Source organism: Streptomyces sp. NPDC020983, from assembly GCF_044333485.1.
Lineage (GTDB): Bacteria > Actinomycetota > Actinomycetes > Streptomycetales > Streptomycetaceae > Actinacidiphila.
In genome coordinates this window covers 31,115-50,452 of sequence record NZ_JBIRRA010000006.1, presented here as the reverse complement: position 1 = coordinate 50,452, position 19,338 = coordinate 31,115, and the positions used below count along the sequence as shown (strand labels likewise).

General features: G+C 75.2%; 17 protein-coding genes. 10 read left to right on the top strand and 7 right to left on the bottom strand.

Going from position 1 to position 19,338, the window contains the following annotated elements; all coding sequences use genetic code 11:
• The first annotated feature begins 79 nt into the window (after window positions 1-79).
• Window positions 80-625, top strand: coding sequence for a GNAT family N-acetyltransferase (locus ACH4SE_RS14530; RefSeq protein WP_398543720.1), 546 nt, complete (start codon window positions 80-82; stop codon window positions 623-625).
• Between the two features lie 9 nt (window positions 626-634).
• Here the strand turns inward: ACH4SE_RS14530 and ACH4SE_RS14525 are convergent, their stop codons facing one another.
• The 3 genes from ACH4SE_RS14525 to ACH4SE_RS14515 are packed head-to-tail and all read right to left on the bottom strand — an operon-like array spanning window position 635 to window position 2,625.
• On the bottom strand, window positions 635-1,585 hold the full coding sequence (locus ACH4SE_RS14525; RefSeq protein ID WP_398543719.1) for an aminoglycoside phosphotransferase family protein: 951 nt from the start codon (window positions 1,583-1,585) through the stop codon (window positions 635-637).
• A 50-nt stretch (window positions 1,586-1,635) separates the two neighbouring features.
• Window positions 1,636-2,055: a ferritin-like domain-containing protein gene (locus tag ACH4SE_RS14520; RefSeq protein WP_398543718.1), complete on the bottom strand. Its 420-nt coding sequence runs from the start codon at window positions 2,053-2,055 to the stop codon at window positions 1,636-1,638.
• A 12-nt stretch (window positions 2,056-2,067) separates the two neighbouring features.
• Window positions 2,068-2,625 (bottom strand): hypothetical protein, encoded by a 558-nt coding sequence (locus ACH4SE_RS14515; RefSeq protein ID WP_398543717.1) that lies wholly within the window; start codon window positions 2,623-2,625, stop codon window positions 2,068-2,070.
• 113 nt (window positions 2,626-2,738) lie between these two features.
• Between ACH4SE_RS14515 and rimP the strand changes: the two genes are divergently transcribed.
• The 9 genes from rimP to ACH4SE_RS14470 all read left to right on the top strand — a co-directional run bounded on the left by rimP (window position 2,739) and on the right by ACH4SE_RS14470 (window position 15,423).
• Complete coding sequence (gene rimP, locus ACH4SE_RS14510; protein WP_398543716.1) at window positions 2,739-3,305, top strand: ribosome maturation factor RimP; 567 nt, start codon at window positions 2,739-2,741, stop codon at window positions 3,303-3,305.
• A 2-nt stretch (window positions 3,306-3,307) separates the two neighbouring features.
• The gene (nusA, locus tag ACH4SE_RS14505) at window positions 3,308-4,339 is read left to right on the top strand and encodes a transcription termination factor NusA (RefSeq protein WP_398543715.1); all 1,032 of its coding nucleotides are present in this window, start codon (window positions 3,308-3,310) and stop codon (window positions 4,337-4,339) included.
• A 113-nt stretch (window positions 4,340-4,452) separates the two neighbouring features.
• A complete protein-coding gene (locus ACH4SE_RS14500; RefSeq protein ID WP_398543714.1) occupies window positions 4,453-4,734 on the top strand; it encodes a YlxR family protein in 282 nt (93 codons plus the stop codon).
• A gap of 161 nt (window positions 4,735-4,895) precedes the next feature.
• Complete coding sequence (infB, locus tag ACH4SE_RS14495; RefSeq protein WP_398543713.1) at window positions 4,896-7,991, top strand: translation initiation factor IF-2; 3,096 nt, start codon at window positions 4,896-4,898, stop codon at window positions 7,989-7,991.
• A gap of 77 nt (window positions 7,992-8,068) precedes the next feature.
• The gene (locus ACH4SE_RS14490) at window positions 8,069-8,362 is read left to right on the top strand and encodes a DUF503 domain-containing protein (protein ID WP_398543712.1); all 294 of its coding nucleotides are present in this window, start codon (window positions 8,069-8,071) and stop codon (window positions 8,360-8,362) included.
• A gap of 90 nt (window positions 8,363-8,452) precedes the next feature.
• Entirely contained in the window at window positions 8,453-8,959 is a 507-nt protein-coding gene (rbfA, locus tag ACH4SE_RS14485; protein WP_398543711.1) for a 30S ribosome-binding factor RbfA, read from the top strand.
• Window positions 8,956-9,858, top strand: a complete 903-nt coding sequence (gene truB, locus ACH4SE_RS14480) for a tRNA pseudouridine(55) synthase TruB (RefSeq protein WP_398543710.1) — start codon at window positions 8,956-8,958, stop codon at window positions 9,856-9,858. Before rbfA ends, truB begins: the two co-directional genes overlap by 4 nt.
• A 356-nt stretch (window positions 9,859-10,214) precedes the next feature.
• On the top strand, window positions 10,215-14,297 hold the full coding sequence (locus ACH4SE_RS14475; protein WP_398543709.1) for a trypsin-like peptidase domain-containing protein: 4,083 nt from the start codon (window positions 10,215-10,217) through the stop codon (window positions 14,295-14,297).
• Between the two features lie 139 nt (window positions 14,298-14,436).
• Complete coding sequence (locus ACH4SE_RS14470; RefSeq protein ID WP_398543708.1) at window positions 14,437-15,423, top strand: bifunctional riboflavin kinase/FAD synthetase; 987 nt, start codon at window positions 14,437-14,439, stop codon at window positions 15,421-15,423.
• Between the two features lie 18 nt (window positions 15,424-15,441).
• Here ACH4SE_RS14470 and ACH4SE_RS14465 read toward each other — a convergent pair whose 3' ends face one another.
• The 4 genes from ACH4SE_RS14465 to ACH4SE_RS14450 form a co-directional block, all read right to left on the bottom strand.
• The gene (locus tag ACH4SE_RS14465) at window positions 15,442-16,107 is read right to left on the bottom strand and encodes a response regulator (RefSeq protein WP_398544087.1); all 666 of its coding nucleotides are present in this window, start codon (window positions 16,105-16,107) and stop codon (window positions 15,442-15,444) included.
• 71 nt (window positions 16,108-16,178) lie between these two features.
• Window positions 16,179-17,360 (bottom strand): sensor histidine kinase, encoded by a 1,182-nt coding sequence (locus ACH4SE_RS14460; RefSeq protein ID WP_398543707.1) that lies wholly within the window; start codon window positions 17,358-17,360, stop codon window positions 16,179-16,181.
• A 166-nt stretch (window positions 17,361-17,526) separates the two neighbouring features.
• A complete protein-coding gene (locus tag ACH4SE_RS14455; RefSeq protein WP_398543706.1) occupies window positions 17,527-18,375 on the bottom strand; it encodes an ABC transporter permease in 849 nt (282 codons plus the stop codon).
• Window positions 18,372-19,301: an ATP-binding cassette domain-containing protein gene (locus ACH4SE_RS14450; RefSeq protein WP_398543705.1), complete on the bottom strand. Its 930-nt coding sequence runs from the start codon at window positions 19,299-19,301 to the stop codon at window positions 18,372-18,374. The genes ACH4SE_RS14455 and ACH4SE_RS14450 overlap by 4 nt, the downstream gene beginning before the upstream one ends.
• Between the last annotated feature and the right edge of the window lie 37 nt (window positions 19,302-19,338).

The following is a 19,338-nucleotide window of genomic DNA, read 5'->3' as shown; positions in this document are numbered from 1 at the left end:
CCCCGGAACCGCCGGCGGCGAGGTGCGCCGGCCTGCGCGATCACGGGCCGGGGGAGGCGGCGGGGTAGTCTCCGGGCCCATGGAGAACGTGGTGGTGGAGCCCGCCGATCTCGCCGCGCATGTCGACGAGGCCCTCGCCGTGCAGGCCGTGGCCTTCGGGCTCGGTCCCGAGGAGGTGGCGATCCGGCGGCAGATCGTGCTGCGGCATCTCGCCGACCCCGGCGCACGGGCGCTCACCGCGTGCACGCCCGGCGGGCGCATGGTCGGCTTCGTCTACGGCCTGCCCAACGACCGCGGCCACTGGTGGTCCAGCGTCGTGCAGCCGTACCTGCGCCGCGAGGGCAACGACGGCTGGCTGGACGACTCCTTCGTGATCACCGAGCTGCACGTGCTGCCCGAATTCCAGGGCCGCGGCATCGGCCGCTCCCTCATCACGGCGCTGACCGACGCCGCGAGCGAGCCGCGCAGCATCCTGTCCGCCATCGACGCCGACACCCCCGCCCGGCACCTCTACCGCGCGCTCGGCTACCGCGACCTGGCCCGCCCGGTGCACTTCCCGAGCGCCGCCCGGCCGTACGCCGTGATGGGGGCCCCGCTGCCGCTGCTGCGCCGGGCCGGGGCGTGACGGAGGGCGCTACAGCCAGCTCGCGAACTCCAGCAGGAGCTCGCCGTCCTCCCGCCCGCCGACGGACAGGTACCACACGCCCGTCTCGACGGCGCGGAAGACGGACCAGCCGCGCAGCCGCTCCGCGTCCACTTCCAGGGCGTCCGCGAGCTTCGCGATCCGCCGCCGGGCGGTGCTGCGCGAGCCCGGCTGTGCGGCGAGTGTCGGCAGCCGGTCCCTGGCCAGCCACGCCAGGTCGAAGGCCCGCTCACCGACCAGCGGCTTGGGATCGATCGCCAGCCACGGCACCCGCTCGCCGGCCAGCACGTTGCCCTGGTGGTAGTCGCCGTGCAGCAGCACCGTCTCCACCTCGCCGGCGGAAGCCGCGAGTTCGGCCTGCGCCGCCAGCGCCTCGTCGATCAGCGGCACCGCGTCGGCCGCCCAGGGCGCGTCGCGCCGTCCGCGCAGCAGCTCGGCCAGTTCGCCGGTCGTGGCGGCGACGGTACGGAACGGGTGGTCCGCGGCGGGCGGCACCCACAGCCGCTGGAGCACCGCCTCGGCCTCCAGCAGCGCCTTGGCCTCGGCCAGCGAGCGAAGCGACACGTCGGCCCGGAGCCTTTCCAGCAGCATCGCGCCCTCACCGGGATCGGACCGCAGCAGGCGCACGGCGCCGCGTCCGCCCCAGTGCGCGAGCGCGGCGTGCTCGTGCTCGGTCTCCCGGTTGACCATGCCGACCTTGAGCACCGCCGGTTCACCCTCCGCGGTGCGCACCAGCACGATCATGCTGATCTGGCCCCCGGCGGCGACGACCCGCTCCACGGTCAGCTGCCAGCGGCCGAGCAGCCGGGCCACCCGCCCGGGAAGCTGCGCCAGCCACGTCCGGCCCGCCTCGCCCTCCCACGCGGTGACGGTACGCACCAGCCGCTCCGGCGGCTGCGGGCCGTCCGCGGGCGGCTGCCCGTGGTGCGCTGCTGAACCCATTCGCTGTGCCCTGCCCTCCGTGCGGCCCGTCGCTCGCCCGGCGGGCGCGGTCAGCCGCGTTCCGCCAGACCCGGGAAGGCTACGCTGCCGCCGCGCCACCGTACGGCGCGCACCGCCGCGTCGCGCATCGCGGACGCCGCGTCCTGCCGCAGACCCCCCAGCGCGGTGCGCACCACGTCGCCGTACGCGCCCGCCACGCGCTCCTCGACGTAGGCCGCGAGCCGGGCCGCGGACCGCGGCCCGGTCACGGCGAAGGGCAGTGTGTAGCCGGCCGGTTCGGCGGCGGGGGAGGCGCCGAGGTCGCCGACCGTGCGGATGAGGGCGTCGCGGCGGGCGCGGTGGGCGTCGTAGCCCTGCCGTGCGTCGTCCTGCCGGGAGCCGGTCAGGTGGCCGCCGACGACGCCGTAGCCGTACACCGCGGCGTGTTCGGCGGCCAGCGCCGCCTGCACCGCGTCGATGACCGCGTTCACCGATCCACCGCCTCAGCCCTCGTGCCCGTCGTCGCCCGTGGTCCCGTCCCCGCCCCCGGTGCCCCTGCCGCCGCTGCCGGGCTCACCGCTCAGCAGTGCCGCGTGGGCAGCACCGGCCGCTGCGACCGACGCGAGCAGCCGGGCCAGTCCGCCCGGGACGGTCAACAGCGCGGCCGCCCGGCTGTCGGCGAGCCGGCGCTCGGCGGCGGCCAGCGCGGTGAGCGCCTGCGCGGGCGTGGTGCCCGCGCCGGTGGCGGCGGCCTTCGCCCCGGCAGCGGGCGGGGTGCCGCCGAAGGCCTCGACGTGCTGCGCGACCTCGGCCCGCAGCGGGGTCAGGCGGGAGGCGAGGGAGGGGTGCGCCGCCGCGGCCGCGTCGTAGCGCCCGATCAGCTCCGTGCTGTCGCGCACCGCCCGGGCCTGCTCCGCGGTGCCGGGCGGCGCCGCGGAGCTGCCGGGCGCGCCCCCGCCGTTCCTGCCGTCCGTGTCCGCCGAGCACCCCGTGCCGACCGCCGCGACCGCTGCCGCCACCACGCTCCGCCTGCTCGGCCGAGCCGCCGCCTCCGGGATCATGGAGGGAGTGTACGGGTGCCGGAGTGGCACGGTGCGCCGCCCCGGCTCGGGTAGCCTTGCCCTTACACGCGACCTTCCACCACAACAGCACACGCGGCCGAGGAGTCACCCGGATGAGCACCACCCAGAGCGAGAGGCTGCGCGCGTTGCTCGAGCCGCTTGTCGTCACAGCGGGCCTCGAACTGGAAGAGGTCACGCTGAGCGCCTCCGGCCGCCGCCGCCAGCTGCTGGTCGTGGTGGATTCCGAGGAGGGCGTCCAGCTGGACGCCGTGGCCGAGATCAGCCGGACGCTCTCGCAGGCGCTGGACGCCTCCGACGTGATGGGCGAGACGGAGTACGTCCTGGAGGTCACCTCGCCGGGCACCGACCGGCCGCTGACCGAGCCCCGGCACTTCCGCCGCAACACCGGACGGCTGGTGAAGCTGGCGCTCAGGGAGCGCGGCGAGCTGGTCGCGCGGATCATGGCCGTGGACGAGACGGGTCTCGACCTGGAGGTGCCGGGTGTGAAGGGCCGCAAGCCCAAGCCCGCCCGCGCCGACTTCGCCGAGATCGCGAAGGCCCGGGTCGAGGTCGAGTTCACCCGCCGCGACGGCAGTGACGCGGACGTGGACGCGGACGTGGACGCGGACGCGGACGTGGACGGCGACAGCGACAACGACGAGACGACCGAGGAGGCGTAGCCGTGGACATCGACATGAAGGCCCTGCGGGGTCTGGTGCAGGAGCGGCAGATCTCGTTCGACCTGCTGGTCGAGGCCATCGAGTCGGCGCTGCTGATCGCCTACCACCGCGAGCCCGGCAGCCACCGGCGCGCCCGGGTGGAGCTGGACCGCACCAGCGGGCACGTCACGGTGTGGGCGACCGAGGAGCCGGACGAGGTCGCCGAGGGCGCCGAGCCCCGCGAGTTCGACGACACGCCCTCGGGCTTCGGCCGGATCGCCGCGTCCACCGCCAAGCAGGTGATCCTGCAGCGGCTGCGCGACGCCGAGGACGACGTGACGTTCGGCGAGTACGCCGGCCGCGAGGGCGACATCGTCACCGGCGTCGTCCAGCAGGGCAAGGACCCCAAGAACGTCCTGGTCGACATCGGCAAGCTGGAGGCCATGCTGCCGGTGCAGGAGCAGGTCCCCGGCGAGGAGTACAAGCACGGCACCCGGCTGCGGACGTACGTCGTGCGGGTGGCCAAGGGCGTCCGGGGCCCGCAGGTCACCCTGTCGCGCACGCACCCCAACCTGGTGAAGAAGCTCTTCGCGCTGGAGGTGCCGGAGATCGCGGACGGCTCGGTGACCATCGAGGCCATCGCGCGCGAGGCCGGCCACCGCACCAAGATCGCGGTCCGCTCGGCCCGCTCCGGCCTCAACGCCAAGGGCGCGTGCATCGGCCCCATGGGCGCCCGGGTGCGCGCCGTGATGGCCGAGCTGAACGGTGAGAAGATCGACATCGTCGACTGGTCGGACGACCCGGCCGAGATGGTGGCGAACGCGCTGTCACCCGCCCGGGTGTCCCGGGTCGAGGTGGTGGACGCGGGCGCCCGCTCCGCCAGGGTGACGGTGCCCGACTACCAGCTGTCACTGGCGATCGGCAAGGAGGGCCAGAACGCCCGCCTCGCCGCCCGCCTCACCGGGTGGAGGATCGACATCCGTCCGGACACCGAGGGCACCGAGCAGCCGCCGGCCGGCGGCGAGTCACCGGTGCAGGCGCGTCCGGAAGGCTGAAAACCACCCCCGCGCGGCCGGATCACGGCGGCTCGCGGGGTGAACCCGAAACGAACAGCCGTACGTGGGCGCACTCGAAGGAGTGACGTCCGTGCGGGGAGGTAGACTAAAGAGTGTCTGGTCGGACGCTGTCGCCAGCCTGCCCGGAGCGTACGTGCGTCGGGTGCCGTCAGCGAGCGGCCAAGAGCGAACTGCTGCGTGTGGTGATGAGCGGGGACGCGTGCGTTCCCGATCGTCGCGGTACGCTGCCCGGTCGGGGTGCGTATGTGCATCCCGTCCTTGCCTGCATCGACCTGGCGGTCCGCCGCCGGGCGTTCGGCCGGGCCTTCAAAAGCCCGGTGGCGCCCGACCCCGCGGAAGTGCGCCGGTTTGTCGAGCAGCAGGCAGCCCCGTAAGAAGGCAGTGAAGAAGTACGGCACGGGCCCGTCCCGTGCGATCAGGTACCTCGCGAGATGGAAGTAGGTCGAGATTGCGATGAGCACTCGATGAGTACGCGATGAGTACGCCCATGAAGTAGCGACGGTCCGGTGGACACCCCGGACCTAAAAGGAGCGATGTGGCTAAGGTCCGGGTCTACGAACTCGCCAAAGAGATGGGAGTCGAGAGCAAGGTCGTCATGGCCAAGCTCCAGGAACTCGGCGAGTTCGTCCGTTCGGCGTCCTCGACCATCGAGGCGCCGGTCGTCCGTAAACTGACCGACGCTTTCCAGGGACCGGGCGGCGGAAACGCCGGCAAGTCCGCTGCGAAGCCCTCGGCGCCGCGCAAGAACGCGCCCGCCAAGCCGGCTGCCCCCACCCCGGGTGCGCCGGCCCGTCCTGCTGCCCCGGCGCCCAAGCCGGCCGGCGGCACCACCCCCGCGGCTCCCGCCGCGCCGGGAAGCGGCTCCGCGCCGTCCTCCGGCCCGCGGCCCGGCCCCGGGGCGCCCAAGCCCGGTCCCGCCGCGCCCAAGCCCAGCCCCGCCGCCCCCGTGCCGGCCGCTGAGTTCCAGGCGCCGCCCGCCGCGCCCCCGGCGAACCAGAACCAGAACCAGAACCAGCAGAGCCGTCCCGGCCCCACCCCCGGTCCCCGCCCCGCGCGTCCTGCGCAGGGCGGCGGCCAGCGTGACGGCGGCCAGCGCGACTCCGGTGCCCGTACCGGCGGGCGTCCCGCGCCCGGCCAGGGCGGTGCCGCGCGTCCCGGCGCCCCGCGTCCCGCGGGTCCGCGTCCGGGCAACAACCCGTTCACGTCCGGCTCCACCGGCATGCCGCGCCCGGGTGGCGCGCCGCGTCCCGGCGGCGGCCAGGGCGGTGCCCCGCGCCCGGCAGGCCCCGGCGGCGCCCCGCGTCCCGGCGGCGCCCCGCGCCCGGGTCCCGGCCAGGGCGCTCCGGGCGCCGGCGGCGCCCGTCCGAGCCCGGGCGGCATGCCCCGGCCGCAGGGCTCCGGCCCGCGCCCGAACCCGGGCATGATGCCCCAGCGTCCGGCCCCGTCCCCGGGCGGTCGTCCGGGCGGTCCCGGTGCCCGTCCCGGCGGCCCGGGCGGTCGTCCCGGCGGTCCGGGCGGTCGTCCCGGCGGCGGTGGCGGCGGCTTCGCCGGCCGTCCGGCCGGTCCCGGCAGCCGTCCCGGTGGCGGTGGCGGCGGCTTCGGCGGCCCGCGTCCCGGCGGCGGTGCCGGCGGTGGCGGTGGCTTCGGCCCGCGTCCCGGCGGTTTCGGCGGGCGTCCCGGCGGCCCCGGCGGCCGTGGCGGAACACAGGGCGCCTTCGGTCGCGGCCCGGGCGGACGTCCGGCGCGCGGCCGTAAGAGCAAGCGCCAGAGGCGCCAGGAGTACGAGGCCATGCAGGCCCCGTCCGTGGGCGGCGTGCTGCTGCCCCGCGGCAACGGCCAGACCGTGCGGCTGTCGCGCGGTGCCTCGCTCACCGACTTCGCCGAGAAGATCAACGCCAACCCGGCGTCGCTCGTCCAGGTGATGCTCAACCTCGGTGAGATGGTCACGGCCACCCAGTCGGTCTCGGACTCCACACTGGAGCTGCTGGCCGACGAGATGAACTACGTGCTGGAGATCGTCAGCCCGGAGGAGGAGGACCGCGAGCTGCTCGAGTCCTTCGACATCGAGTTCGGCGAGGACGAGGGCGGCGAGGAAGCACTGCAGCCGCGTCCGCCGGTCGTCACCGTCATGGGTCACGTCGACCACGGCAAGACCCGCCTGCTCGACGCGATCCGCAAGACCAACGTGGTCGCGGGCGAGGCCGGCGGCATCACCCAGCACATCGGTGCCTACCAGGTGGCGACGGAGGTCAACGGCGAGGACCGCCGCATCACCTTCATCGACACCCCCGGTCACGAGGCGTTCACCGCCATGCGTGCCCGTGGTGCGAAGTCCACCGACATCGCGATCCTGGTGGTCGCGGCCAACGACGGCGTCATGCCGCAGACGATCGAGGCGCTGAACCACGCCAAGGCGGCCGAGGTGCCGATCGTGGTCGCGGTCAACAAGATCGACGTCGAGGGCGCGGACCCGACCAAGGTGCGCGGCCAGCTGACCGAGTTCGGCCTGGTGGCGGAGGAGTACGGCGGCGACACGATGTTCGTCGACATCTCCGCCAAGCAGGGCCTGAACATCGACCAGCTGCTCGAAGCGGTGATCCTCACCGCGGACGCCTCGCTCGACCTGCGGGCCAACCCGGAGCAGGACGCGCAGGGCATCGCGATCGAGGCCCATCTGGACAAGGGCCGCGGCGCCGTCGCGACCGTCCTCGTCCAGCGCGGCACGCTGCGGGTCGGTGACACGATGGTCGTCGGCGACGCCTACGGCCGCGTGCGCGCGATGCTCGACGACAAGGGCGAGAACGTGGAGGAGGCGACCCCGTCGACCCCCGTCCTCGTGCTCGGCCTGACCAACGTGCCCGGCGCCGGCGACAACTTCCTGGTCGTCGACGAGGACCGCACCGCCCGGCAGATCGCCGAGAAGCGTGCGGCCCGTGAGCGCAACGTCCGCTTCGCCCGCAAGGGCGTGCGGTTCTCCCTGGAGAACCTGGACGAGGCCCTCAAGGCCGGTCTGGTGCAGGAACTCAACCTCATCATCAAGGGCGACGCGTCCGGTTCGGTCGAGGCCCTCGAGTCCTCGCTGCTCCAGCTCGACGTCGGCGAGGAGGTCGACATCCGCGTGCTGCACCGCGGCGTGGGTGCGGTCACCGAGTCGGACATCGACCTGGCGACCGGTTCCGACGCCATCGTCATCGGCTTCAACGTCCGCGCGGCCGGCCGTGCCGCGCAGATGGCCGAGCGCGAGGGCGTGGACGTCCGCTACTACTCGGTGATCTACCAGGCCATCGAGGAGATCGAGGCGGCGCTCAAGGGCATGCTCAAGCCGGAGTACGAGGAGGTCGAGCTGGGCACCGCGGAGATCCGCGAGGTCTTCCGCTCCTCCAAGCTCGGCAACATCGCCGGTGTGCTCGTGCGCTCCGGCGAGGTCCGGCGCAACACCAAGGCCCGCCTGCTCCGCGACGGCAAGGTCATCGCGGAGAACCTCAACATCGAGGGCCTGCGCCGCTTCAAGGACGACGTCACCGAGATTCGTGAGGGTTACGAGGGCGGTATCAACCTCGGCAACTACAACGACATCAAGATCGACGACGTCATCGCGACGTACGAGATGCGCGAGAAGCCGCGCGGCTGACACGCGTCAGGGGCCGGGGCCGGTCGGCGGGGAAATCCCGTCGATGGGCCCCGGCCGTCGCCTGTACCGTCGTACCCATGTATGCAGGCACGTTGTGTTTCGACCTGCTCCTGGGTGACGTACGGTCCCTGAAGGAGAAGCGGTCGGTGGTCCGTCCGATCGTCGCCGAGCTGCACCGCAGGTTCGGTGTGAGCGTGGCCGAGACCGGGGAGCAGGATCTCTACCGCAGGGCCGAGATAGGCCTCGCGGTGGTGTCCGGTGACCTCGGGCACGTCAAGGACGTACTCGACCGGTGCGAGCGCTGGATGCTCGACCGTCCCGAGGTGGAGCTGCTGTCCGCACGGCAGCGGATCCACGGCGACGAGGACTGAGCGGCCGGGCGGTTGCCGGCCGGCCGCAACGGCCGGGCGGCGGTCGCCTGCCGCGGGCACGACGAACCAGGACAGAGAGAGAAGAAGACGATGACCGACACCGCGCGGGCGCGCAAGCTGGCCGACCGCATCCGGGTCGTGGTCGCCGAGACCCTGCAGCGGCGGATCAAGGACCCGCGGCTGGGCTACGTGACGATCACCGACACCCGGGTCACCGGCGACCTGCGGGAGGCGACGGTCTTCTACACGGTCTACGGCGACGACGAGGAGCGGGCGGCCTCCGCCGCGGCCCTGGAGAGCGCCAAGGGCGTGCTCCGGTCCGAGGTCGGGCGCCAGACGGGCGTGCGCTTCACGCCCACGCTGGCCTTCGTCGCCGACGCCCTGCCGGACAACGCGCGCACCATCGACGACCTGCTCGCCAAGGCGCGGGCGGCCGACGAGGAGGTCCGCAAGACCGCCACGGACGCGCAGTACGCCGGGGACGCCGACCCGTACCGCAAGCCGGCCGAAGCGGATCTCGACGACGACGACGAGCCGGAGGGCCGCGAGGACTCCGGCGACTCCGAGGACTCCGAGGGCGGTACGTCGCCGGCATGACGCGCTCCGCCGCCCCGTCCGGGCTCGTCGTCGTCGACAAGCCCGGCGGGCTCACCTCGCACGGCGTGGTCTCCCGGGTGCGCCGGTTCGCCGGCACCCGCCGGGTCGGCCACGCCGGCACGCTCGACCCCATGGCGACCGGCGTCCTCGTCGTCGGCGTCGAGAAGGCCACCCGGCTGCTCGGCCACCTCGCGCTGACCGAGAAGGAGTACACCGCCACCATCCGGCTCGGCCGGACCACCGTCACCGACGACGCGGAGGGCGAGGTCACCGCGTCCGCGCCGCCCGCCGCCGTCGCCGCGGTCACCCGGGAAGCCCTCGACGCGGGCATCGCCGCGCTCACCGGGCCGATCCGGCAGGTGCCGTCGAAGGTCAGCGCGATCAAGGTCAACGGCGTACGGTCCTACACCCGGGTGCGGGAGGGCGAGGAGTTCGAGCTCGCCGCACGGCCGGTGACCGTGCACTCCTTCACCGTGCAGGACGTACGGCCCGGCGCGCCGGACGAGGGCGTCCTCGACCTCGACGTCACGGTGGTCTGCTCGTCCGGTACGTACATCCGCGCGCTGGCCCGCGACCTGGGAGCCGGCCTCGGCGTCGGCGGCCACCTCACGGCGCTGCGCCGCACGCGGGTCGGCCCCTACGACCTGGGCGGAGCCCGCACCCTCGACGAGCTGGCCGACTCCTTCGCCGTCCTCCCCCTGGAGGACGCCGCGGCCGCGGCCTTCCCCCGCTGGGACGTCGACCCCGCGCAGGCGCAGCTCCTCTCGCACGGCGTCCGCATCGCCGTTCCGGAGCTGCCCCCCGGCCCGACCGCCGCCTTCGCCCCCGACGGCCGCCTGCTGGCCCTCGTCGAACCCCACGAGGGCCAGGCCCGCATCCTCGCGGGCTTCCCCGCCTGACGGGGCCGCTGCGGGCGCCGGCTTGCCGGCCCTGCCGCGACCTTCCGCCGGCAGGCGGTTGCGCGCGCCGTTCCCCGCGCCCCTCCGGACCCTGCCCGTCGGGGGCGCGGACAGCGGTGCGACAGGCCCCCACCGGAGCGAGACCGGGGTACACCCCCCGCAAGCAGCAGCCCGGAGCGCCCGGCCCATGGGTGTGCGGTGACGGCTCCTGCCCCCCGAATGGCGGAGCGCGCGGTGTGAAACCGCAGCGCACAGGTGGCGTTACCCCCGCCGATCGTCGCCGCGCGCCACCACGCCCCGTACCGTCGAAGCGGGACGAACTGGGCACGGCGGTACAGGGGGAGGTGAGGGCCCGGATGACGGCACCGGCAACGGCACCGCACACCGGCGGCGGACCGGACACCGCGCTGATCCGGGTCTGCGACCTCGCGGGCCGCCCCCGCGGCACCGGCTTCCTCGCCGACCGCACCGGAACGATGGTGACAAGCCACGAGGCGGTCGACGGGCTCGCGCGCCTCGTCCTGCACGCCCCCGGCGGCCGCCTGTGCCTGGCGGAGTCCGCCGCGATCACCCCGCTGCCCGAACAGGGCCTCGCGCTGGTGGCCACCGAGGGGCTGGGCGTGCCGCCGCTCCCGGTCGCGGTGAACGGTCCCGCCCACCCCGAGCAGCGGATACGGGTACGGCTGCCGCACCGCACGGACGGCACCGTCCTCGGCACGGCCGCGGTGACCTACACCGCGACCGACCGCTTCCACCTGATCGAGGACGTCTACGAACTCGCGCTGGACGGTGCGGACATGAGCCGGGTCGCACCGCAGGCCTCGGGCGCGCCGGTGATCGACGCCGCGACAGGCGCGGTGCTCGGCGTCGTCGCGACGGCCCTGCACGCCGGCCACCGTGCGGCGGGCTTCGCGCTGCCGCTGCGCCCCGCGGGTGCCCCGCCGGTCCTCGCCGACCTGCTGGACCGCAACGCCGCGACGGTGCCCGGCTACGGACCGCACCTGAACCTCGCCGGTGCCCTCCAGCTCACCGCCACGTCGGTCGGCACCGCGACCGGTCCGGGGGAGTGGCGAGAGCCGGTCGCGCGCCCCGGCGTGACCGCCGTCCTCCGGGACTTCCTCGTCCCCGGCGACGACGCCCCGCTGGTGCTGGGTCTGGTCGGCGAGCCCGGGAGCGGGCGCAGTACGGAGCTGGCCCGGCTCGCCGCCCGCCGGGCCCGCGGACCGCTGCCCGCCCCGACCCTGTGGCTGCGCGGCGCCGAGCTGCGCCCGGCGGACGGCGGGGTGCGGGAAGCGGTGGAGCGTTCGCTGCGTACCGCCGCCCGCATCGTCGGCGCCGCGGGGTCCGGCGAGCCGCCGTACGCCTCGCCGGACGCGGTCGCCGGGCTGGCCCGGGCCGCGGGCCGTCCGCTGCTGGTCCTGCTGGACGCGCCGGAGGAGATGCCGCCCGTCCTGGCGCACGCGCTGGCCGACTGGGCGGCGGGCACCGCGCAGTGGCTGCGCGCCGGGCACGCCCGGCTGGTCGTCGCCTGCCGCCCGGAGTTCTGGGACCGCGCCGGACGCCTGTTCCCGCCGGCGCTGCTCTACGCGCCCCCGGGCGCGCAGGAGGAGCCGGGCGCCCCCCTGCTGCCCCCGTGCGCGCGGCTCGGCGACCTGGACGGCCCGCAGGCCGCGGCGGCCAGGCTGCGCTACGGCGTGCCCGACGGCGCGCTGGACGAGGCCGACGCCGGGCACCCGCTGACGCTGCGCCTGCTGTCCGAGGTACGGGCCGCCCTGCCCGGGGACGCCGGAGGGAGCCCGTCACGGGCGGAGGTCTTCGGCGCCCATCTGGACCTGGTGTGCCTGCGCATCGCGGTACGGCTCGCGGCCGCCGCCGAGCCGCCTGTGCGCGGCGGCGGGGTGCGGCGGCTGGCCGCGCGGGTCGCCGGGCAGGTCCACGAGGCGGCGCGGCGCTGCCTCGGCCCCGGCCAGGGGGAACTGGACCGGGAGGCCTTCGAGGAGCTCTTCCCGTGGCGTACGGGCTGGGCCTCGGCCGTACTGACCGAGGGCCTGCTCGTCCCCGCGGGCGCGGGCTACCGCTTCGCCCACGAGGAGGCCGCCGAGTGGCTGCAGGCGCTGCACCTGGACCTCGACGCGGCACTGCACGCCCTGGTGCACCGCTGGTTCGCCGGGCCGCCCGCGGCCGCCGCCGAGGCGCCGGTCCGGCTGCCGTCGCGCCCCGCGACCCGTGCCGGGCAGCTGCCGCCGGTGCCGCCCGCCCCGCCCGTCGCGTGCCCGTCCGCGCCCAGCTCCCTGCCGGTGCCGCGGCATCGTGCGGGCCCGGTGGTGCAGGCGCTGCTGGCGGCGCCGCCCGAAGCCCTGCGCCGGCACCTGGCAGGCCTGCTCCAGGTCCTGGACCGCCGCACCCCGCCGCCCACCCGCTGCGCGCCGCGCAAGCCCGCGGCGCCGCCCCCGCCCGCCCCCGGGCCCGACCTCGACCTGGACGCGGACACCGTCCCCAACCCCCGCTCACCCCGTTCCACCCGGCCTGCGGCCCCCGCACCGCCGGGCGTACCCGGCTGGCTCGCCCGGAGCGCCGGGGACGGCGCGCCGGTACCTCCGGCACGGCACGCGGTGCGTGGCGGCCGGGCGCAGGAGCCGCCGGCCTGGCCCCGCTGGGGCCCGCCGGACGGGCCCGGCGCGGCGGGGGCCGGAGAGCACCCGGCGGAGGGCGCATGGGGCGTGCCGGGCGGTGCGGACGCATGGACCGGCGACGGTGCGACGCGCGCCGGGGCGGGCGTGACGGCGTGGCGGCCCGCGGACCACGGATCCCCCGGCGGGCGGTGGCCCGCCGGGCCGCCGCCCGCCGACGCGTGGCGGCAGGTGGGCGAGCCCGGCGGCTGGCCCGAGGAGGTCGCCCCCGCGGGGCGGGTGGCGGCCGCGCCGGGGCCGGCCGAACGGCAGGGCGACGCCCTGTGGTGGGCGGCCCATCTGCTGCGCGAGGTGCTGCTGCGGCTGCCGGACGCCACCGTGTGCGGCGACGTGCTGCGCGACCTGGCCGCGCGCGTGGCGGTGCGCGCCGTCGAGCGCGGCGGCTTCACCCCCGAAGGCATGGGCGGCCTCGGCGACTTCGGGCCCTGGTTCTGGCGCCGGGTACGGCTGCCGCTCGCCGAGCGGCTCGACCTGCTGCGGCTGCTGCTCCCCGCGGACGGTCCGCCGGGTGCCGCCGCCGGCGGGCCGGGACGCGCCGGCCGCTTCCTGACGGCCGTCGCGGACCTGCTGTGCGGGGCGCCCGCCGCGGTGCTGCCCGTCGTGTGCGGCTGGTTCGACGACGACCGGCCCCTCCAGACGCCCCCCGGCATGCCGGGGCCCCGGCTGACGGTGGCCTCCGCCGCGCAGGCCCTGCTGCACACCCACCGCGGGCTCGCCGTGGACGACCTGACCGAGGCGCTGGTCGCCGCCGCCCACCCCTGCGCCGACGAACTGCTCGCCGCACTCGCCGAGGACGAGCCGTCGGCGGTGTGCCGGGCGGTGGACCGGTGGGCGCACGACCCGCGCCCGACGCGCCACGCCGCAGCGGCGGCGTACGGGCCGCGGGCCGCGCTCGCCGTCCGCTCCGGCGCGGACCGGGAGCTGCTTCGCTACGCCGCCCTTGCCGTCCTGTCCCGCCCCGGGGACGCCTCGCTGCACGGTGCCGCGCTGGGCATGCTGGTCCGCGACCCCGCCACCCGCGGGCGCCACCTGCCCGCCGCGCTCGACCGCTTCGCCGCCGCCGACCCTCGGCTGCCCGCCGCCGCCCTCGCCGCCGCCCTGCCCACCCACCCGGAGCCGGTGCTCGCCGCCTTCCGGAACCGGCTGCGCTCCGCGCTGCCCGAGAGCGACGAGGCGGAACTCCTCGCCGAGCTGGCCGCGGTCACCGAGCCGGCGCTCGCCCGCAGGACGGCCGCGATGGTCCGGGACCACCTGTGGTACCGCCCGGCCGCCGCGGCCGGGGCCGCCCGCTTCCTGGACGTGCGGCTCGAACAGGGCCCCGTGGTCCGCTCCGTCGTGCTGCCGTTCACCGCCGAGCTGCTGCGCGACCACCCGGCCCCCGTACGCAGCGCCCTGGTGGCCGTGCTGGCCGCGCCGGGGAGCCATCTGTCCCGACCGCTGCGGCAGGAGCTGCTGGACGTCGTGCTGGACACCGAGCGGGACCCCGACGTGCTCGACGCGCTCCTGACCGCGGCGGCGGAGGGGGCGGGCCGCCGTCCCCCGCCCCTCACCCACGACCTGGTCCGCCGGGTCGCCCTGCTGCTCGGCCGTACGCCGGAGGGGGCCGCGCGCTTCGACCGCCGCGTCGTCGAACTCGCCGCCACCACACCGGACTTCGCCCGGCTCCTGCTGACCTGGCTCACCGACACGGCCATCTGGGACCCACTCCTGGGTCCCAGCGCCCGCCGCCGCCTCGCCCGCACCTCGTGACCCGCCGGGCCGCCCGGCGGATGTGCGCCGAATCGTGGGCCCGCCCAGGGGGGACGCGCACCCGCGGCCACCGGCATGGCAGTCTTGGCCTTGCAGAAAAGTGAGAGTCAGTGATTCGGCGAGGAAGCGGAGCGTCAAGGTGCAGCGCTGGCGGGGATTGGATGACGTTCCCGGTGACTGGGGGCGCTGCGTCGTCACCATCGGTTCCTACGACGGAGTCCACCGCGGCCACCAGCTGATCATGGGCCGTGCGGTGCAGCGGGCACGCGAGCTGGGGATTCCGTCCGTGGTCGTGACCTTCGATCCGCACCCGAGCGAGGTCGTGCGCCCGGGCAGCCATCCGCCGCTGCTCTCCGCGCACCACCACCGCGCCGAGCTGGTCGCCGCCCTCGGCGTGGACGCGCTGCTGATCCTTCCCTTCACCAGCGAGTTCTCGCAGCTGTCACCGAGCGAATTCATCCGCACGGTCCTGGTGGACGGCCTGCACGCCCGCCACGTCGTGGAGGGCCCCAACTTCCGCTTCGGCCACAAGGCGGCGGGCGACGTGGAGTTCCTCTCCGCGCTGGGCCTGAAGTACGACTTCGAGCTGGAAGTCGTCGACCTGTTCGTGCGCGGCGAGGCGGGCGGCGGCGAACCCTTCTCCTCGTCCCTGACCCGGCGGCTGATCAGCACCGGTGACGTCGAGGGCGCCGCCGAGGTGCTGGGCCGCCCGCACCGCGTGGAGGGCGTCGTCGTGCGGGGAGCGCAGCGCGGCCGCGACCTCGGCTACCCGACGGCCAACGTCGAGACCCTCCCGCACACCGCTATCCCCGCCGACGGCGTCTACGCGGGCTGGCTGCACGTCGGCGACGAGGCCATGCCCGCCGCGATCTCGGTCGGCACCAACCCGACCTTCGACGGCACCGCCCGCACCGTCGAGGCCTACGCCATCGACCGCGTCGACCTGGATCTCTACGGACTGCACGTCGCCGTCGACTTCCTCGCCTACCTGCGGGGCATGGAGAAGTTCGACACGATCGAGGCGCTGATGGAGCGGATGGCCGACGACGTCAAGCGGGCCCGCGACCTCGTCACCGCCGCGGAGCAGGCCGAGGGACCCGCTGGGCGGGGTCCGCTGCCCGCCTGACACCCCCGGCCCGCCGCCTCATGCCGGCTGGACCAGCCGCGACTCGTAGGCGAACACCACCGCCTGCACGCGGTCCCGCACCTCCAGCTTGACCAGGATCCGGCTGAAGTGCGTCTTCACCGTCGCCTCCGCCAGATGCAGCGACGCCGCGATCTCGGCGTTGGACAGGCCCCGGCCGACCTCCACCAGCACCTCGCGCTCGCGGGCGGTGAGCCGCGCCAGCCGCTCGGCGCTCTCCTGCCCCTCCGCGCCGCCCGGCGCGGGCAGCTGGTGGGCGAAGTGCTCCAGCAGCCGCCGCGTGATCCGCGGCGCCACGACCGCGTCGCCCGCGGCCACCGAGCGGATCGCGGTCAGCAGCTCCTCCGGCAGCGCGTTCTTCAGCAGGAAACCGGACGCCCCGGCGCGCAAACCGGCGAAGGCGTACTCGTCCAGGTCGAAGGTCGTCAGGATCAGCACCCGCGACTGCGGGCAGCTCTCGACGATCCGTGCCGTCGCCTCGATACCGTCGGTCCCGGGCATCCGGACGTCCATCAGCACCACGTCCGGACGCAACTGCCGCGCCAGACGCACCGCCTGGGCCCCGTCACCGGCCTCGCCGACCGCCGCCATGTCCGCCTGCGCGTCGAGCACCATGGTGAAGGCCATCCGCAGCAGCGGTTCGTCGTCGACCAGCAGTACCCGGATCGCCGGGCCGGCCTGCCGTGCCGTGGCGGCAACGGCACCGGGCCGCGCGGCCGGTGGCGCTGATTCTGCGGTCACAGCTCCTCCGGAGTCGTCAGGGTCAGTACGGCGGCCACCTGCCAGCCACCGCCGGGCAGCGGCCCGGCCGTCAGCCGCCCGCCGTACACCGCGGCACGTTCACGCATCCCGTGCAGCCCGTGCCCCGCACGCCGCGCCGGGTCCGGTACGGATACCGCACCCGCGCCGTCGTCGGTCACCGTCACGGTCACCTCCTCCGGCGCGCACCCGATCCGCACCTCCGCCCGGGCACTCGCGCCCGCGTGCTTGAGCGTATTGGTCAGGGCCTCCTGCACCAGCCGGTAGACCGTCAGCTGCGCCGCCGCAGGAACCGGCGCCGGATCGCCCGTCATGCTCAGCCGAGTCGGCAGCCCCGCCGCCCGCACCTGCTCGACCAGCGCCGGGAGCCGCCCGATACCCGGCATCGGATGCCGCAGCGCGTCGGGCTCGTCGGCCCGCAGCACCCCGAGGAAGCGCCGCATGTCCGTGATCGCCTGCCGCCCGGTCGCCGACACCTGCCGCATCGCTCCCGCCGCACGCTCCGGCGACTGCCGTTGCGCGAAGGCCGCACCGTCCGCGAGCGCCACCATCACCGACAGGTTGTGCGTCACGATGTCGTGCATCTCGCGGGCGATCCTGGCCCGTTCCCCGGCCACCGCCAACTGCGCCTGCTGGTCCCGCTCCCGCTCCAGCCGCACCGCTCTGTCCTCCAGCGCCGCCAGCCGGTCCCGCCGGCTGCGCATGTTCAGTCCGAGCACCATGGCCGCGGTCGCCATCGCCGACAGCGACACGAACGTCCCCGTGCCCCGGTCGTGCACCGACCACCGCAGCGTGGCCAGCAGGACGCCGAACTCCAGCATCGCGAAGGCCAGCAGGGTCCGGCGCCGGGTGCTGTAGGCGGCCACCGCGTAGAGCGCCAGCAGCAGCGTGACGTCGGTGGGGATCCGCACGTCGCAGACCCACTGGACGAAGGCGGCGCCCGCGACGCAGCAGAACACCGTCATCGGCGCCCGCCGCCGCCACACCAGCGGCAGCACCAGTGCGGCATGCAGCGGCAGGAGCAGTGCCGGGTCGTGGCCGATGGGGCCGCGCAGCGCTGCCACCGTGGCCATGAACAGCCCGCTCGCCAGCACCGCGTCCACCGCCGCGGGCGACAGCCGCAGCCACGACACGACCCAGGCGTACCCCTTCCCGGCCACTCGCTCCGCCCACGGCCACCCCCGCCCTGCCGATCCCCCGCCCAGCCGCCACCGAGGCACCGGGCCATGGAGCACGCCGCCGCCTCGCAAGGAGGCCTCCCGCTGCTCCGCCCGCCCCTGCACGGGCCCACCGGGAGCCTGGGGTGCGACCGTCATGGCGCCGCCCTCAGACGTCGCGGCGCCGGAGCAGCACCGCAGCAGCCGCGAGCGTCACCACCGCGTACAGGCAGAACACCGCGAATCCCGTCCACGGCGCCAGCGTATGCGCCTCCCGGTGCAGTGCGAGGACCGACTGCCCCGCGTTACTCGGCAACCACTGGTCGATGCGGTCGCCCCACGACGCGGGCAGGGCCTCCGCGAGGACGGGCACCACCAGCAACAGCCCGAACACCGTCGCTATCCCGCCCGCCGTGTTCCTGATGAGCGCGCCTATCGCCACTCCGAGCAGGCCCACCACGGTCAGGTACAGGCCGAGCCCCATCACCTGGCGCAGCTCACCGGGGGCGCCCAGCGACGTCTCCACGTGCTGGGAGGACAGCAGGGCCTGGCCGACGAGGAAGGCGGCGAACGCGCCCGCCGTCATCAGTGCCCACGTGACCGCCACGTACAGGGTTGCCTTCGCCCACAGGACGGGCAGCCGGCGCGGCACCGCTGTGAGCGACGCGCGGATCGTTCCCGTCGCGTACTCGCCGCTGACCATCAGCACGCCCAGCACGCCCACCGCGAGCTGGGCCAGGAAATATCCGCGCAGGCTGGTGAGGCCGGGCTCGAAGCTCGCCCGCTCCCTTACGCTCATGTGATCCCAGTGACCCGCCGTGAACGCCGAAAACAGCGCGCCCAGCCCGACGAGCGCCACCACGGCGGCTATCAGGGTGAAGAACGTGGACCGCAGACTCCGCATCTTGATCCACTCCGAGTGCAGCACCCGGAGCTGGGTCACCTCGCCGCGCACGCCGGCCGTCGGGGCCGGAGGCACGAGACCGTCCGCCACGGCCGAGCCCGTCGTCGTACTCATGCCGGCTGTCCTTCCCGCTCGTTCGACGTGACGGCCTGGTATTCGACCGCATCCCGCGTCATCTCCATGAACGCCTCCTCCAGGGACGCCTGCTGCGGCGTCAGCTCGGCCAGGGCGATCCCTGCGTCCGCGGCTATACGACCGATCCGCTCGCTGCTCAGCCCGCCGACGTCCAGGACGTCAGTCTCGGAGGAGCTCACGGACACATCCGGCCCCGCGAGCAGGCCGCGCAACCGCGTCGCCTCGTCCGTCCGCACCCGGACGGTGCCACCCGCCGCCCTGACGAACTCCGCCACCGACACATCGGCCATCAGGCGGCCCCGGCCGATGACGATCAGATGCTCCGCGGTCAGCGCCATCTCCGACATCAGGTGCGAGGACAGCAGGACGGTCCGGCCCTCCGCGGCCAGGCCCTTGAGCAGAGTGCGGATCCACAGGATCCCCTCGGGATCCAGCCCGTTCACCGGCTCGTCCAGCACCAGCGTCGCCGGGTCACCGAGCAGGGCGCTCGCGATGCCGAGCCGCTGGCCCATGCCCAGGGAGAATCCCCCCGCCCGTTTCCGCGCCACCTCGCGCAGACCGACGATGTCGACCACCTCGTCCACCCTGCGGCGAGGGATGCCGGTGGTCGCGGCCAGCGCCAGCAGGTGGTGGTACGCGCTGCGCCCGTTGTGGACCGCGCGTGCCTCCAGCAAGGCGCCGACTTCGTGCAGCGGCGCGCGGTGCTCGGCGTACCGCTTGCCGTTGACCGTCGCCCAGCCGTCACTCGGCGTGTCGAGTCCGAGGATCATGCGCATCGTCGTCGACTTCCCCGCGCCGTTCGGCCCGAGGAAACCGGTCACCGTGCCCGGGCGCACGGCGAAGCTGAGGTCGGCCACGGCGGTGCGCTCGCCGTAGCGTTTGGTCAGTGCGTGGGCTTCGATCATCGCTGGTCCTCGTGAGGTGCGCGGAACGGTCGATCAG